This is a genomic window from Sphingobium sp. AntQ-1, from assembly GCF_028538045.1.
Lineage (GTDB): Bacteria > Pseudomonadota > Alphaproteobacteria > Sphingomonadales > Sphingomonadaceae > Sphingobium > Sphingobium cupriresistens.
In genome coordinates, this window is the sequence record NZ_CP117162.1 from 38,144 (window position 1) to 53,641 (window position 15,498).

At 63.4% G+C, this 15,498-nt stretch carries 12 protein-coding genes and 1 pseudogene; 6 read left to right on the forward strand and 7 right to left on the reverse strand.

Annotated features, from left to right (window positions below):
- The first annotated feature begins 384 nt into the window (after nt 1–384).
- Together sphantq_RS23835 and sphantq_RS23840 are read left to right on the forward strand one after the other, a co-directional pair.
- Entirely contained in the window at nt 385–3,294 is a 2,910-nt protein-coding gene (locus sphantq_RS23835) for a Tn3 family transposase (protein ID WP_006961814.1), read from the forward strand.
- 142 nt (nt 3,295–3,436) lie between these two features.
- A complete protein-coding gene (locus tag sphantq_RS23840) occupies nt 3,437–4,303 on the forward strand; it encodes a recombinase family protein (RefSeq protein ID WP_006961816.1) in 867 nt (288 codons plus the stop codon).
- Nucleotides 4,304–4,362: 59 nt separating this feature from the next.
- On the opposite strand, the pseudogene sphantq_RS23845 reads toward sphantq_RS23840, so the two are convergent.
- Both sphantq_RS23845 and sphantq_RS23850 read right to left on the reverse strand, forming a co-directional pair.
- Nucleotides 4,363–5,199 (reverse strand): annotated as a pseudogene (locus tag sphantq_RS23845) (type IV secretory system conjugative DNA transfer family protein); the annotation flags it as partial.
- Between the two features lie 56 nt (nt 5,200–5,255).
- Complete coding sequence (locus tag sphantq_RS23850) at nt 5,256–8,270, reverse strand: Tn3 family transposase (protein ID WP_059153620.1); 3,015 nt, start codon at nt 8,268–8,270, stop codon at nt 5,256–5,258.
- Between the two features lie 131 nt (nt 8,271–8,401).
- Here sphantq_RS23850 and sphantq_RS23855 point away from each other — a divergent pair, with 131 nt between their 5' ends.
- Nucleotides 8,402–8,962, forward strand: coding sequence for a recombinase family protein (locus sphantq_RS23855; protein ID WP_059153619.1), 561 nt, complete (start codon nt 8,402–8,404; stop codon nt 8,960–8,962).
- Here the strand turns inward: sphantq_RS23855 and sphantq_RS23860 are convergent.
- The 5 genes from sphantq_RS23860 to sphantq_RS23880 are packed head-to-tail and all read right to left on the reverse strand — an operon-like array spanning nt 8,957 to nt 10,995.
- Nucleotides 8,957–9,799: a type IV secretory system conjugative DNA transfer family protein gene (locus sphantq_RS23860; protein ID WP_336314470.1), complete on the reverse strand. Its 843-nt coding sequence runs from the start codon at nt 9,797–9,799 to the stop codon at nt 8,957–8,959. The genes sphantq_RS23855 and sphantq_RS23860 overlap by 6 nt on opposite strands.
- 2 nt (nt 9,800–9,801) lie before the next feature.
- On the reverse strand, nt 9,802–10,095 hold the full coding sequence (locus tag sphantq_RS23865; RefSeq protein ID WP_272800811.1) for a LysR family transcriptional regulator: 294 nt from the start codon (nt 10,093–10,095) through the stop codon (nt 9,802–9,804).
- A gap of 57 nt (nt 10,096–10,152) precedes the next feature.
- On the reverse strand, nt 10,153–10,434 hold the full coding sequence (locus sphantq_RS23870; protein ID WP_272800812.1) for a hypothetical protein: 282 nt from the start codon (nt 10,432–10,434) through the stop codon (nt 10,153–10,155).
- Nucleotides 10,431–10,649 carry a conjugal transfer protein TraD gene (locus tag sphantq_RS23875; protein WP_272800813.1) on the reverse strand — a complete coding sequence of 73 codons (219 nt, stop codon included), beginning with the start codon at nt 10,647–10,649 and terminating at the stop codon, nt 10,431–10,433. The genes sphantq_RS23870 and sphantq_RS23875 overlap by 4 nt, the downstream gene beginning before the upstream one ends.
- A gap of 37 nt (nt 10,650–10,686) precedes the next feature.
- Nucleotides 10,687–10,995 carry a conjugal transfer protein TraD gene (locus sphantq_RS23880; protein WP_272800845.1) on the reverse strand — a complete coding sequence of 103 codons (309 nt, stop codon included), beginning with the start codon at nt 10,993–10,995 and terminating at the stop codon, nt 10,687–10,689.
- 172 nt (nt 10,996–11,167) lie between these two features.
- On the opposite strand from sphantq_RS23880, the gene traA reads away from it, so the two are divergent.
- The 3 genes from traA (at nt 11,168) to sphantq_RS23895 (ending at nt 15,491) form a co-directional block, all read left to right on the forward strand.
- Nucleotides 11,168–14,260 carry a Ti-type conjugative transfer relaxase TraA gene (gene traA, locus sphantq_RS23885; protein WP_272800814.1) on the forward strand — a complete coding sequence of 1,031 codons (3,093 nt, stop codon included), beginning with the start codon at nt 11,168–11,170 and terminating at the stop codon, nt 14,258–14,260.
- Nucleotides 14,261–14,323: 63 nt separating this feature from the next.
- On the forward strand, nt 14,324–14,569 hold the full coding sequence (locus sphantq_RS23890) for a ribbon-helix-helix domain-containing protein (RefSeq protein ID WP_272800815.1): 246 nt from the start codon (nt 14,324–14,326) through the stop codon (nt 14,567–14,569).
- Between the two features lie 217 nt (nt 14,570–14,786).
- Nucleotides 14,787–15,491, forward strand: a complete 705-nt coding sequence (locus sphantq_RS23895; RefSeq protein ID WP_272800816.1) for a DUF6118 family protein — start codon at nt 14,787–14,789, stop codon at nt 15,489–15,491.
- Nucleotides 15,492–15,498: the final 7 nt, after the last annotated feature.

The window sequence follows — 15,498 nt, forward strand, 5'->3', positions numbered from 1 at the left end:
TGAAGATCCTCGGGGTATCACCCGCCACGTCAATGGCTGGCGACTCGCCACCGGTGAGTCCATACCCCAAAACTCACCTTTCGCCCGCCAGAGGCCGACTTTTCCGCGTTCGGGCGCGATTCTCTCAGCGAATGGATATCTCCTCGCATATATAGCGATATGAATGCATATCGTTATACATTCGATAGCATTATGATTGCAATTTAGCCGGAGGGTGGCCATTCAAACGCTGTCAGGCGGGATCGAACTTCCCGGCGAACTCGGCCCAGTCGGCCCGAAGCTGCGATTTTGGTCATCTTGGAGAACACGTCGGGAACGGGCTGGTTGTTGTTGACGATCGCCCATGCGAGGAACGACGTTCCGCTCCGATAAGGGAGCGGCGTTATGAGCCTTGGCGTTTCGAGTGGGGATCTGATCGGCTCCTGGAGCCTGAGTTTTTCGGACATCGCGTTCGTGACCGGCAAAGCGGAGACGGCACGACTGGGATTGGCGGTTCAGCTTAGATTTTTCGCCGGGCATGGCTTCTTTGTGCCGGATCATGCGTCGATACCCTCCGACGGTGTCTTGTATCTGGCGGAGCAACTTGGTCTCGATGCCAAATCCGTGAACCACTATGATTTTTCCGGGCGCACCGCCCGCCGGCATTGCGCGGAGATTTTGCGGCATCTCGGGTTCCGCCGTATGACGCAGACGGATCGCAGGGCGTTGTCGAGGTGGATTTCCGACGATCTTTGTGCGGGCGGGCAGCCGATCAATGCCATGCTCGAGCATGTTTTCCTGTGGTGCCGCGACCGCCGTATCTATGGGCCGTCGCGCAAGGAGCTGGAACGCCTCGTCCGTTCGCAACGACACCTCTATCTGGAGGCCCTGTTGGCCCGAGTCCGCGATCGGCTTGCGCCGGATGCGGTCGCCTTGCTGGAAGCCTCGCTCGCCGATCCCGATGGCCCGACCGGCTTCAACACGATGAAGGGGGATGCAGGTCAGGCGACGCTCGAAAACATTCTTGGCGTGACCGCCAAACTCGCCTTTATCCAACGGCTTGCTCTTCCCCGAGATTTCCTATCGGTCACGGGCAAGGCATGGGTCGATCAGATCGTTCGCCGGGTTGCCGGCGAGAAAGCCTCGGAGATGCGCCGGCATGTACCGGCGCGCCAGCTCGGGCTCTATGCCGTTTATCTGATGGCGCGGGAAGCTCAGCTTACGGATGCGATGGTCGACCTGCTGATCGAGACGGTCCATAAGATCGGATCGCGCTCGAAACGCAAGGTGGTGGGCGATATCGCGAAAGACATCGAGCGGGTCTATGGCAAGGAGCGACTCCTGGTCGAGATTGCCAGCGCTTCGATCGACGATCCATCCGGGCGCATCTGCGATGTCATTTTCCCAATCGCCGGCAAGGACAAACTGGCGGCGATCATCAAGGAAAGCCAGGCAAAGGGCGCCTTGGATCGGCGGATCTACAAGGTGATGCGGAGGTCATGGGCCAATCATTATCGCCGTATGCTGCCAAGCCTGCTTTCGGCACTGGAGTTCCGGTCGAACAACGCCGTGTGGCGTCCGGTGCTGGCGGCCCTGGACTGGATCAGAAGCAAAGTGGATGATGGATGCCGCTACGTGCCGCCGCACGCAGTGCCGGTCGACGAGGTCATTCCGGCGAGATGGCGCAGTTCCGTCATTGATGAAGAGGGGCGCGTAAACCGGATCAGTTATGAGCTTTGTGTCCTCGCGCAACTGCGCGATCGCATCCGTTCTAAGGAAATCTGGGTTGTCGGGGCGGACCGATACCGCAATCCCGATGACGATCTTCCCAAGGACTTCGATGCGCGGCGAGAAGCATATTACACAGGATTGAACCTGACGGCGGATGCGCGTGCATTTTCAAGCGCCATCCGGGAAGAGCTTGCTCAGGAACTGTTGCTCCTCAATGCCAATATTCCCCGGAACGACAAGGTTCGGCTGCTGTGGCGCGGCGAGAACCGTATATCTCTCACCCCGTTCAAACCCTTGCCCGAACCCAGGGGTCTCGCCTCGATCAAGACCGAGATCGGCCAACGCTGGCCGATGACCGGGCTGCTCGACGTACTGAAGGAGGCTGCCCTTGATACGGGACTTCTCGAAGCGTTCGAAACATCGGCCTCGCGTGTTGCACTGCCGAAAACCGCGCTGGATCAACGTCTCCTGCTATGCCTCTACGGCCTGGGAACGAATGCCGGGCTCAAGCGGATCGCCGGCGCCACCCCCGATGTCAGCTATGAAGAGCTGCTGCATGTCCATCGCCGCTTCGTTCATGCCGCGGCGCTCAAGGAGGCGTGTGCCAGGGTTGCGAATGCGACCCTGGCAATCCGCAATGCTGCAGTCTGGGGGGACGCCGGCACGGCCTGTGCGTCAGATTCCACAAAGTTCGGAGCCTGGGATCGCAACCTGATGACGGAATGGCATGCGCGTTATGGTGGACGGGGCGTCATGATCTACTGGCATGTCGAACGACGCGCGACATGCGTCTATTCCCAGCTCAAGCGCTGCTCTTCCTCCGAGGTCGCCTCCATGATCGAGGGCGTGCTGCGCCATTGCACCGACATGGAAATCCAGCGACAATATGTTGATAGTCATGGCCAAAGCGCGGTTGGCTTTGCATTTTGCCGGCTTCTCGGATTTGAGCTTGCACCCCGCCTGAAAGCGATCGCTCGCCAGAAGCTGGCTCTTCCCGATGTCGGCATGCGAACGCGGCTTCCCCACTTGCAGCCGATCCTCTCCAGTCCGATCAACTGGGATGAGATCGAGCAGCAATATGACGAGATGGTCAAATATGCAGCCGCGATGCAGACAAAAACCGCCGACCCGGAGGCGATCCTGCGCCGGTTTAGCCGCTCCGAGGTGATGCACCCGACCTACAAGGCGTTGAGTGAGCTGGGCCGCGCGGTCAAGACGATCTTCCTGTGCCGGTATCTGCGCGAGGAGTCCTTCCGCCGCGAAATTCATGAAGGCCTGAATGTCGTTGAAAACTGGAACAGTGCCAATGGGTTCGTTTTCTTCGGCAAGGGCGGCGAGATCGCCACTAACCGCATCGATGAGCAGCAGCTCTCGGTCCTGGCGCTACATTTGCTGCAAGCGTCGCTTGTCTATGTGAACACCCGAATGCTTCAGAGCGTGCTGGTGGAACCGAAATGGACGGGCCGGATGACGCCGGATGATTATCGCGGCCTCACACCGCTGATTTACAGCCACGTCAATCCTTATGGCCGCTTCGACCTCGATCTGAATAGCCGGATCGATTTTGGGCGGCTTGCTGCCTGACCGGGGCCTTTCCGCTCGCACCATTTGGGTGCACCCGAACGTGACGATCGGAAGTGACATATACGACATGTCACAAAAGGGTGGTTCCGTCACCAATGTTACTGTACGAGGGCAAAGCCACCCTAATGTGACGGATTTGCCCATGACCCGCGTCGGCTACGCCCGCGTCAGCACCATCGACCAGGATCTCGACATCCAGGTTGCCCGGTTGAAGGCAGCGGGCTGTGAAATCCTCCGCTCCGAAACAGGCTCGGGCGCATCGCGCACTGGACGCACGGAGCTTGAGACGATCATGCAGTTCCTGCGCGCCGATGACGAACTCGTCGTCCTGCGTCTCGATCGGCTCGGTCGCTCCACACGCGATGTTCTCAATCTGGTTCATGAACTCGACCAGAAGGGAGCCTCATTGCGGGTGCTTGAGCCGGAGGTGACGACGGCCGGAAGCATGGGGCGGATGGTGATCACCATTCTGGGCATGGTCGCGGACATGGAACTGACGTTCATCAAGGACCGGCAGCGCGCCGGGATCGAGGCGGCGCGCGCCGAAGGCGTCTACAAAGGCCGGAAGAAAAACATCGATGACGATGAAATCCGACGCCGGATCACCGCCGGCGCGAGCAAGGCCAGCGTCGCGCGCGACCTCAAGATCTCAAGAATGACCGTCTATCGGGCGCTTGACGTCATTCCTTCAAGGATCGGGCTGCCGGAAAAGCCGCCTTCTGTCACCATCGCCCTGCATCTGACCATCGAGAACTTCAACAAGCATGGTCGTGGCAGAAAGCCCGCTCGCGAGCGCATTGAGGCGATGCTGGAGCGGGATTACCAGATGCAAAAGACCGGGAACTGCGATTACACGCTGACCGTCGCCTATGATCAGGGTGCCGATGGCGTCAGCCTCGATGATGAGATCGCATCTCTCCAGACAGAGATGTTCAACATCGCAGAGAGCTACAGGTGCTCGATCGAGACCGATGTTTACGAGATTGGAGGACAAGAGCGAGCCTGGTAGATCGCCATGTTCAATCTTTGTTCTCCAACATGGCCAAAATCGCAGCTTCGGGCCGACTGGGCCAACTCGCGATCAGCATAGTAGCGCAGCTTGGCGGCGACGATCGGCCGTTGCCCCGCAAGGAACAGGAGCTGCAAATCCTCGCGCAGCGTGCGGACCTCATCGGGCGTGAGCAGGGGACGGCCGACATGCTGCGCGCCGAACGATATGCCGGTTTCCTCTGCGTCGATCGCGCAGCTCATCGTCTCGAACACGACCGTTTCCTGGCCGAGCAGATCGGAGACCAGCCTGGCGCTGTCATGATCGTTGACCCCGAACACCTGTAGCACGCCGGCGTTGGACAGGAAGGTGCCGGCGCGGCGCTCGTAGAGCGCGCGGAGCTGATGCACGTCCTGGAGGATCGGCCAGAGCTGGATGCCGTAGCCAGCCATGAGGCCCATGGCGCGCTCGACGGGTTCGAGGCGGCCCAGCGCGGCGAACTCATCGAGCAGGAACAGGACGGAGCGGGCAGGGGAGGCCGGCGCGCGGGCCAGATCAGTCAGCCCTTGCGCGAGCATCAGGCGCAGCCAGCGGGCATAGGTGGCGAGCCGATCGGGCGGCAGCACCAGATAGACGCTGGTAGGCTGCGCCTTCACATGGGCGAAGGTAAAATCCGAGCGCCCCAGCACCGCCGTCATGCGCGGACTGTCAAGGAAATGGGTATGGCGCTGCGCGGCCGACAGCACGCCGGCGGCTTCGCGATCGGATTTGCCGAGGTGGCGATTGGCGGCGCGCGCGACCAGGCCGCCGTGCGATTGCATGTCGGTGAGCATGTCGGCGAAGGCTTGCGGCGCGAGGGTGAGGCGGTCGCGCAGCGTGGCGAGATTCCGCGTCGCCGGTGGCTCGCTGGCGACGATCGAGGGTCGTGCGGCTGAGCGGAACAAGAAAGTGTCGTAAGGGGCATTATTTCTTTTCAAAAGTCCCATTCGGAATTAGGTTGGCGTAGCGGTCTGAGGCCGCCGTTTGCGACGGCGTCGGGCACGGAGAAGTCGTAGCTCCCGAGGAAATTGATGTGACGCCAGAATATCGGCGAGAGTCGAGCGATATCGGCGGGCAGCGGTGGCGCCCCGGCCTCGCTGAGTTGGCGCACGGTTTCCTGCATGTAGACAGCGTTCCAGTGGACGATGGAGTTGAGGGCGAGACCGAGGACCCCGAGCTGCTCCTCTTGGCCTTGACGCAAAGGGCTTCTGATTTCGCCCCGATCGCCGTGATGGACGCGCCGACCGAGCTTGTGGCGCAATTCCTGCCGGTTGAGCTGAAACAAGATCCGTCGGCGGAACGGTCGGTCGTCGATGTATCGCAGGATGTGCAGCGTCTTGATGATGCGCCCCAGTTCAGACAGGGCCTTGGCCAGGGTCGTTGGGCGGTCTTTGACCTGCAGCATGCGCATGACGCCTGCGGCCTTGAGGTGGCCGAGCTTGATCGACCCGGCCAAACGGATCAGGTCGGACCAGTTTTCCCTAATCAGATTGATTTTGATCCTGCCCCAGGCAATCTCATCGAATTGTCCGTAGCTCGCCTGGCGGTCGATGCGCCACAGCTTCGCGCCGCCGATGTCCGCCAGACGGGGGCTGAATCGGTAGCCCAGGAGCCAGAACAGGCCGAAAATTGCGTCGGAATAGGCAGCGGTGTCGGTCATAATCTCCAGAGGATCGAGCTCGGTTTCCTGCTCCAGCAGGAGAGCCAGGACGACCAAACTGTCGCGCAAGGTGCCGGGGATGACCGCTCCGGCCAGCCCGCTGAACTGATTGGAAATCATGTTGTACCAAGTGACGCCGCGCTCCTGGCCATAGTATTTGGGATTGGGGCCGGCATGTATGGCGCTCGACGGAGCGACAAACCGCATTCCGTCCGCGCTGGCCACCTCTCCGGCGCCCCAGTGGCGAACGATATCCAGGCGATTGTGGGCGGCAACGATCGCGGCGTTCGCCGCAGCTATGGTCTCAGGCCGAATGAAATTCTGATTGACCCAAGACAGCCGGTCGCGACGCAGAGCCGCAATTTCCGGGCGCACAACTGGCTCAAGACCGATGTTGCAGGCGCCGCCGACCAGGGTTGCGCACAGGCTTATCTCGAAGTGCTCGACGGTGGCCTGACGCTCGCTCAGATGGGTAAAGGACTTGGCGAATCCGGTTCGCGCCATGACTTCAAGAAAGATGTCGGGCATCCCCGCCTTCGGCATGCGCGTTTGGACGGCGCCGCGCAGCGCACGAAGGCTCTCGGATTCATCAAGCTTGTCGAGGGGCGTGACCACAATCCCGGTCTTGTCGGCGACCGTCTCGAAACGCAGGTCAGGATTGTGGCCGGCGCGCGCGACGACATGTCGATATGCCTCGTCGAGAAGGCGGGAGAGACCGTCAATCTCAGTGTCGGCTTCCAGAGATCGGCCCAGGGCGCGTGCCACCATCAACCTGGAATTGTGCCAGGACTCGCCCTCGAGCATCCCGCGCCGAGGATCTCCGTATCGGATGCCGGGCTTGGCGAACACATCGCGATGCTTGATCGCGAGACGCCATGCATCGATGATCGCGAAGACATAGGCTTTCGGGTCCCGCACACTGCCTTCATGATCCAGGACATGTTGCCTCCACGCCTTTGGGATCGCAGCGGTCGGTGCGCCGCGCATCTTGGCGAGAGACGACCAGTCGTCTACGCCCTTGAGGTAGCTGATCGCGGCCTTGACGTTTTTGCCGCCCGGGGCGGCGTCGGTCTCGATGCGGTTGGTGATTTCGAAGAACAATTTCCGGGCACCCCGCCACTTTCTCCGCAGTTGGTCGTAGGGCTTGCTCTCTGCGGGCTTGGCGATCGCCTCCACCTTGGACATGGCGGCCTCGATGTCGGGACGGGGCAACCGCTCGAAGAGCACATCTCTCCATTCATTGAGGGGCAGGACATCGTCGGTCAAAACCAACAGACCCATCGCGTGGAGCAGCATCGCGGCGCCATCGAGATCGCGCAGACTGCGCAGACGGTCCTGTTTGTCGGCGGCTTCGGCCCCCTTCACCAAATCGGCAAGCAGAACCTCGGCCAGCTCGGCGGCATCGTCCTGGGCCGCCGCTTCGAGCGTATGGAAGAGCGCGGCTACAGTCGCGGTTCGACGAGGCTCCTGAAGGGCCGCAATGGCCGAAGGCTTGCTGACACGCGCTACCCGCGCGAGCCGCTCAAGGGTTGTCGCGGGAACACCCCTTGGTGGCGCCGGCCGCAGATTGAACGCCCGGACCGCATCGAGCCGATCAAGGTGACGGAAGAGCTCGGTCGGCATGCGCTTGGAGGGCACTGTCCGCAGCGCGTCCAAGGCGGCGAACGTGGATGTGTCGCCATCGTCAAACAGGGCGGCGATGCGCGCGCGTTGGTCATCGCTCAAGCTGGCGACCAGATGGCGCCAAAGCCTGGTCCGCGCACGATCGCGGATTCTGCCGACCAATCGCTCGACGACCGTGACGCCTGGCAGCAGCACCTTGTTGGCGATCAGCCAGGCCGCCGCTCGATCAATCAAGGGGCCGGGCCGCTCGTCGCCGCTCCAACAAAGGGCGTAGAGCCATCTGGTCAATCGGAAACGCGCCACCGCGTTGTCGCCAAAGTCCGTGAAGCCGCAGTGCGTCCGGATGAGCGCGAGGTGCCGGATGCGCCGGCTTCCCGCAAAATAGGCGTCCACGTCCGTGGCGGGCTCAAGAGCGAGTTGTTCGATCACGGTCGCCAGGACCGACGCGGGGATCTCGGAAGGAGAGACTGGAAATGCGCCCAGAAACCGGGCGCTCGTCAGCATCACGGTGAAGCCGAGCCGATTATGGTCTCCGCGCAGAGTTCCAATGAGGTCGCGATCAGTTTGGTCCAGATGGAAATATCGCGCGAGTTGGTCGGCCGACGGTTCGCCGTCGAAGCGAGAAAAGCCCTGACGCTGGGCATCAGTGAGGTGACGGGTGGGCATACCGTGCGAAACTTCCAACTTTTGCGAAGGGGACGGCCGATGCCGATAAACAAGGCGAATTTCTTCGCAAAATATATGTGCGAAATAAAGTCGTTTTGCAGCAACTTTCGCACAATGGCGGGAGCCTCCGCATGAAGCTCGGCTACGCGCGCGTCTCCACCGAGGATCAGAACCTGGACATCCAGTGCGCTCGGCTCTCGGAGGCTGGCTGTGAAATGATGTTCGACGAGAAAATATCAGGGGCCGCTCGTGGCCGGCTCGAGCTTGAAAAGCTGATGGGCCACCTGCGCAAAGACGATGTTCTCGTCGTCACCCGCCTCGATCGTTTGGCGCGATCCACCATCGAACTCTTGCACATCGCGGAACGTATCAGGGAAAAGCAGGCAGGATTACAATCGCTTGATGAACCTTGGGCCGATACCACGTCCCCGTCTGGCGTGATGATCATGACCGTATTCGCCGGGATCGCCCAGTTCGAGCGGTCTCTAATATTGAGCCGAACCGACGAGGGTCGAAAGGCGGCTATGGTGCGCGGCGTGACCTTCGGACGCCCAAAGAAAATGCGACCCGATCAGGCCGAGCTTGCTCGCCAACTTGTTCTGGAGGGCAAATCAATCAGCTCCGTCGCCAGGACCTTCAATGTTCACCCGGCCACTATCTATCGCTGCATTGAGCCAAACGGCTCCTTATGACACTTTTCTGTTCCGCTCAGCCGCACGACCCATCGACAGGATGATGCCCGAGATCAGCGCCTTGGCTTCCTCGTTCCAGTGCGCCTCGCCGGCCTCGCCGGGGGCGTCATAGACCAGCGCGTCGGCGAGCGTCATGGCATCGTCGGCGAGATCGAGGCCGGCAGGGTCGATCCGGGCGAGCGGATTGAACGCGGCCCCGACCATGCCCGTCACCCCGAACGGATCGAGGACATGGACCGGGCCGAACCTGGCGCGGTAGTGGGCGGTGACGCGGGCGTTCTCGCCCTTGGGGTCGATGCACACGACCGGGCCGGGATAGTCGAGCAGATTGGGGATGATGGTGCCCACGCCCTTGCCGGTGCGCGTCGGCGCGATCGTCAGCAGATGGGCGGGGCCGGCATAGCGCAGCGGCTTGCCCGATTTTCGGTCGCGGCCGATCAGCAGGCCGTCGCCGTTTTGGGCAAGCGGGCGGGTCTCGCGATCGGTAGCGAAGCGGGCCGAGCCATGGGTGTCGTCGCCCTCGGAACCGCCGTAGCACAGGATGAGGGGCTGGAAGAGGGCGCGCAAACCGACGAGGATGATGACGAGGGCCGTCAGCATCATGCCGATCTGGTAGAGATTGGAATCGCGCGCCAGGCCGAGCAGCGCGTGCAGGACGAACTGCATCCCGCCAGCAAGGACCAGGCCGACGATCAGGAACAGGATCGCGACCCGGAACAGATGGCGGATGAGCGCGATCGGGCTGAGGGTCAGCGCCGTGATCGCCCATATCGGATTCTGGCGCGACAGGCGGGCGAGGTTGCGGATCGCGCGGCCGAGCTGGCGCAGCCATTCCATCGTCAGGATACTCCTTCCTGTGCGTCGCCCGATCGGCGGCGCAGATCACGGACGGAGCCGACGAACGCTACCGCATAGGGATGCAGGCTTTTCGCCGTGCGTGTCATCCGCAAGGTTCCCGCGCGCTGGAAAAGCCGGCTGTCGGCCTTCACTTCCATCGCGGCGATCGACGCCTGCATGTCGCGCACAGTCCGTTTCAGGCGGCGGCTTGCGGTCAGCAGGTTGCCCGTCTCGGCAATCTCCACAAAGGCTTCGAGTTCGGCCATCGTATATTTGTGCAATAGGTCGAACGACACGTCAGGATGCCCCGTCTGGCGTGCCGGCGGGCAGATGATGGAGATCGGCGCGCATCGTCATCCGATCGTCGCCGGCGAGATCGCCAGCGCGGGATCGGCGTCGGGATGGCCGAGCAGCCTGAGGATGATCGCGGTGGCGAGGGGAGGGGGCACGGCTTCGTCGCGCAGCATGTCGAACAGGGCATCCTCATCGGGCGTGAGCGCCATGCCTTCGATCGCGAGATTGGCGCGCGATTCCGCATCGTCCTCGCGCCACATGGCGACATCGGCCGGCGTGCCCGCCACGAAATCGAGCGCGCGGACCTGGGCGCGGATCGCTTCGACATCGAGCCTGGTCATGCTGTTTCACTCCCTTCCGCTTCCGCGTCGAACGCGCGTTTGCCGCGCCGTTTCCAGAGCGCGAGCGCATCGCCATCGTCGCGCGCCTTCGCCGCCAGTTCGAGCATTGCGCCGTAGAGGGTGGCGCGATCGTCGTCAGCGAGATCGACCAGACCGGTTTTCTGGACGAGGCCACCCAGCTCGATCAGGTGGCGGGTGCGTTCGCGTCGCTGCACAACCCATCCTCTCGTATCGGTGCGCCGCTGTCCGGCCTCAGCCCTGCGAACCGCTTGCGCCAGCTTCGCTTGCGCCCTGGCCGTTGCCTGCATCGGCTTTGCCAACCTTACGCCCGCGCCGCTGAAAGAAGGCAGCGCCATCGGAGCGCCACGCCTCCCGGTTTCCCGCAACCTGCGCTTCGGCAACGATGTGGAGCAATGCGCCGGCCAGCACATCGGCATCGAGCGCATCGGCCCCGGTGGAGGTGACGAGTTCGCCGAGCTGCTGGACTTTCTTCGCCTTCAATGTTCTGGCCTTGTCGCCGAGCGCTTTCAGCTCCGCGTCATAGTCCCGCACCTTGCGCATCATTCTCTCCCTCGTGTCCAACAACCGGAGCTGCAGGATAACACAGCACGCGCGAAAAAACCGGACGCATCGAAAAATGCGGCGAAGTCAATCATGCGAACGGCAGAGAGTGTGAGTGCGCGCTTATACGTCGTTGCCGACGTGCGCTTAGAAGTGCAGAATGCGATTCGTTATGGCGATCTACCATTTCTCGGCCAAGGTCATCAGTCGCGCCAGCGGATCGAGCGCGGTTGCGTCGGCCGCCTATCGTTCGGCGTCCGAGCTGCACGACGAGCGGCTAGGGCGCGATCATGATTTTTCGAACAAGGCCGGCGTCGTCCATTCGGAAGTGATGTTGCCCGAAGGCGCGCCGGAGCGTTTAAACGATCGCGCAACGCTGTGGAATGAAGTCGAGGCGGGAGAGAAGCGCAAGGACGCGCAATTGGCGCGCGAGGTTGAGTTCTCGATACCGCGCGAGATGAGCCAGAGCCAGGGCGTTAGCCTTGCCCGCGATTTTGTCGAAAAGCAGTTTGTGGAACGCGGCATGGTGGCGGACCTCAATGTGCATTGGGACATCGGCAAGGATGGCGAACCCAAGCCGCACGCGCATGTCATGCTGTCGATGCGCGAGGTTGGCCCCGAGGGGTTCGGGCAGAAGGTGCGCGAGTGGAACAGCACGCAGCTCTTGCAGGGGTGGCGCGAGGCCTGGGCCGATCATGTCAACGAGCGGCTCGCCTCGCTCGATATAGACGCGCGCATAGATCATCGGACCTTGGACGCGCAGGGCATCGCGCTTGAGCCGCAGCACAAGATCGGGCCGGCGGCATCGCGTATGCCCGATCAGGGGCTTGAGGCCGAGCGGGTCGAGGATCATGCCCGGATCGCGCGCGAGAATGGCGAGAAGATCATCGCCGAGCCGGAAATCGCGCTCGACGCGATCACCCGGCAGCAGGCGACGTTCACGCGGCGCGACTTGGCGCAGTTCGCGTTCCGGCATAGCGACGGCAAGGATCAGTTCGACCAGGTGATGAGCGCGTTGCGGACCTCGCCCGAGCTGGTGGCGCTGGGGAAGGACGGGCGCGGCGAGGACCGCTTTACCTCGCGTGACATGATCGACGCCGAGCAGCGGTTGGAACGCGCCAGCGATCGGCTTGCGGGAAGAGCGGGGCATGGTCTGCCGGCGGCGTCTCAAATGGGGGGGCGAGACACCGCCGAGAGTGGAAGCCTTGCGCTGGGAGGCCAGCAGAAGGATGCGCTGGCGCATATCACCGGCAAGAACGACCTGGCAATCGTCGTGGGCTATGCCGGCACCGGCAAATCGACCATGTTGGGCGTTGCGCGCGACGAATGGGAGCGCGCCGGCTACCAGGTGCGCGGCGCGGCCTTGTCGGGGATCGCGGCCGAGGGGCTTGAGGGCGGTTCGGGCATCGCCTCGCGCACGATCGCCAGCATGGAATATCAATGGGACCAGGGCCGCGAGCAGCTTGGCCCGCGCGACGTGCTGGTGATCGACGAGGCCGGGATGATCGGCACGCGCCAGATGGAGCGGGTTCTTAGCCAGGCCGAACGGGCCGGCGCGAAGGTCGTGCTGGTCGGCGACGCCGAGCAGTTGCAGGCGATCGAGGCCGGCGCGGCGTTCCGCAGCCTTGCCGAGCGCCACGGCGCGGCCGAGATCAACGAGGTTCGCCGGCAGCATGAGGACTGGCAGAAGGAGGCGACGCGGGCGCTCGCCACCGGCAGGACCGGCGAGGCTGTCCATGCCTATGAGCGGCATGGCATGGTGCAGGCGGCCGAGACGCGCGAGCAGGCCCGCGCCGATCTTGTGGACCGCTGGGACGCGCAGCGCGTCGCCGATCCGGACAAGACCCGGATCATCCTCACCCACACCAATGCCGAGGTGCGCGACCTGAACCTGTCGGCGCGCGATCGGCTGCGCGCCAGCGGCGAGCTGGGCGAGGACGTGCGCGTGTCGGCCGAGCGGGGCGCGCGGGAGTTCGCCAGCGGCGACCGCATCATGTTCCTGAAAAACGAGCGCGGCCTTGGCGTGAAGAACGGCACGTTGGGCGAGATCGAGAAGGTGTCCCCCGGCAGCATGGCGGTGCGCCTCGACGATGGCCGCAACGTCGCGTTCGACCTGAAAGATTATGCCCATGTCGATCATGGCTATGCCGCCACCATCCATAAATCGCAGGGCGTGACGGTCGATCGCGCGCATGTGCTGGCGACCCCCGGCATGGACCGCCATTCGGCCTATGTGGGGTTGTCGCGGCACCGGGACGGGGTGCAGCTCCATTACGGCCGCGACGACTTCGCCGATCAGCGCCAGCTTGTCCGCACGCTCGGGCGCGAGCGGGCGAAGGATATGGCGTCCGATTATGGCCGCGCCCCTGATAGTCGTGATCGCAATGCCGAGGTCCGCGACTTTGCCGATCGGCGGGGCCTAGCGGGCGAGATCCGTTTGCCGGATGCGCCCCGCGAGCCAGGGCGAGATCCGCGCGCGGAGATCTCACCCACGGGTCCGGCAGCGCCGGAGCGGGAGGCTGTGGGCAAGACACGGCCGCGGCGCGGTATGTTCGACAGCTTCAAACCGCGGCCGATCGAGCGCACGGCTGATGTCGAGCAGGGCAAGGCCGCCCCGAAACGCGGCATGTTTGACGGGTTGAAGCTGTCGGCCGAGCCGGCGAAGGGCGCTGAGCGCCCGCCCCAGCGTGCCGATCGTGGCGAGGATCGTGATTACGCCCGCGCCGTCGAGCGCACGTCGCGTTCGGCCGAGACGGTGTTGCAGGCGCGGGCATCGGGCGGGCCGGTGCTCGAGCACCAGAAGGTCGCGCTCGAGCGCGCGACCCAGGCGCTCGATCAGATCAGGCCGGGGGCCTCGCGCGACCTGTCGGCGGCGATGCAGCGCGATCCCGCCTTGCTGCGCGAGGCGGCGGCGGGACGCAGCGGCCCGATGATGGATGCGATGGCGCAGGAATCCCGCGTACGAGCCGATCCGAACCTGCGCGCCGATCGGTTCGTGGAACGCTGGCAGGGGCTCAGCGCCAATCGTGACCGCCTCTATCGCGCCGGTGACATGGCGGGCCGCGAGAAGGCGGGCAAGGAAATGGCCGGCATGGCGAAAAACCTTGAGCGCGATCCCCAGGTGGAATCGATCCTGCGCGGCCGCATCCGCGAGCTGGGGCTTGAAATGGGCATGGAGCGCGGTCGCGGAGTGGGTGGTGGTGATTTGGGCCGCCAGTTGACGCAGAATCTGGAGATCGGCCGCGATCGGGGAATGAGCCGCTGACGCTTTTGCGGATAAGCGCCTATCATGCTAAGATGGTATGCGTTTAATCAGAGAGTCGAAACCATGAACGGTATGACCCGCTGGACCGTTTCGGTATCGAAAAACACCGACATTGCGGTGCGGAGCTTCCTCGCGCAGCGCGGCATGAAGAAAGGCGATCTTTCCCGTTTCATCGAGGAAGCGGTCAAATGGCGCGTTCTGGATCAGACCATCACCGAGGCGCGGAGCAAGTTCGAGGAGATGGCCCCCGACGAGTTGGACGCGCTGATAGGGGAGGCGGTGGCCGCCGCACGTCAGCCCGCAGGTTGACCCGTGCGCGTCGTTGTCGATACCAATGTCCTGATAAGCGCGCTGCTTTCGGGCAGATCGCCGCCCGCGCAGATCATCACGCTCTGGCGGGAAGGGCCGCCCATCTTGGCACCGGCGACAAGCGGGATTTGCTGTCGATGGTCCGTTACGAGGGCGGGCGTATCATCGCCGTGCGGGACTTTTTGGCGATGTTCGGGCGGTTGCAAGGTGAGCGGACATGAGCGAACAGGATGAAGACGAGGATGGCGCGGCGCGGGCGTTCGCCCAGCTCGGGCGCGAGGTGTCGTTGCTGCGCGCGGCCGTCGAGGGGCTGGCCGCCGCGCGCGAGTCCATCGACATTCCCGATTACGAGCCGACGCTGGAGCGCACCGAGAAGATATTGACTGCGCTCGCTCAGCGGATCGACCCCATCGCCAAAAGCCCGCTGCTGTCGATGACGCCGGACTCTATGGCGAGCCAGATCGCGACGGCGGCGATTGGCGCGCGCCGCGAAGATGCGCGGCTTGTCGCCGAAGCGCGCGCCGGACTGGACAATGCCGCGCGCGAGATCGGCAACCGGCTCGCATCGGCGCGACGAGGCGACGAGCAGAACCGATGGCTGTACATCGTCGGCTGTGGTGGCCTGGTGCTGGGGCTGTTGCTCTATGCGATGCTCGCGGGTTCGATCGCGCGTTCGACGCCTGATAGCTGGCGCTGGCCCGAGCGCATAGCGACCCGCGTTCTCGATGAGCGCGGCCCCTGGGAAGCGGGACAACGGTTGATGCAGACGGCCGCGCCGGAGAGCTGGGGGTTGATCGTCGCGGCCTCACCACTCGCCGATGGCAACCGTGAAACGGTGCAGGATTGCCGCGAGGCGGCCGAGAAGGCGAAGAAGCCGGTGCGCTGCACGATCGAGGTGAAGCCGCCAGTGGTGGCGCAATAGCGGTTTA

Excerpts from the sequence above, each read along its gene's own strand:
- sphantq_RS23870 (WP_272800812.1), bottom strand. The coding sequence starts at position 10,434 with ATGACCAGGCTCGATGTCGAAGCGATCCGCGCCCAGGTCCGCGCGCTC.
- sphantq_RS23840 (WP_006961816.1), top strand. The coding sequence starts at position 3,437 with ATGACCCGCGTCGGCTACGCCCGCGTCAGCACCATCGACCAGGATCTC.
- sphantq_RS23855 (WP_059153619.1), top strand. The coding sequence starts at position 8,402 with ATGAAGCTCGGCTACGCGCGCGTCTCCACCGAGGATCAGAACCTGGAC.
- sphantq_RS23890 (WP_272800815.1), top strand. The coding sequence starts at position 14,324 with ATGAACGGTATGACCCGCTGGACCGTTTCGGTATCGAAAAACACCGAC.
- sphantq_RS23860 (WP_336314470.1), bottom strand. The coding sequence starts at position 9,799 with ATGGAATGGCTGCGCCAGCTCGGCCGCGCGATCCGCAACCTCGCCCGC.
- sphantq_RS23895 (WP_272800816.1), top strand. The coding sequence starts at position 14,787 with ATGAGCGAACAGGATGAAGACGAGGATGGCGCGGCGCGGGCGTTCGCC.
- sphantq_RS23850 (WP_059153620.1), bottom strand. The coding sequence starts at position 8,270 with ATGCCCACCCGTCACCTCACTGATGCCCAGCGTCAGGGCTTTTCTCGC.
- sphantq_RS23880 (WP_272800845.1), bottom strand. The coding sequence starts at position 10,995 with ATGCGCAAGGTGCGGGACTATGACGCGGAGCTGAAAGCGCTCGGCGAC.
- sphantq_RS23835 (WP_006961814.1), top strand. The coding sequence starts at position 385 with ATGAGCCTTGGCGTTTCGAGTGGGGATCTGATCGGCTCCTGGAGCCTG.
- traA (WP_272800814.1), top strand. The coding sequence starts at position 11,168 with ATGGCGATCTACCATTTCTCGGCCAAGGTCATCAGTCGCGCCAGCGGA.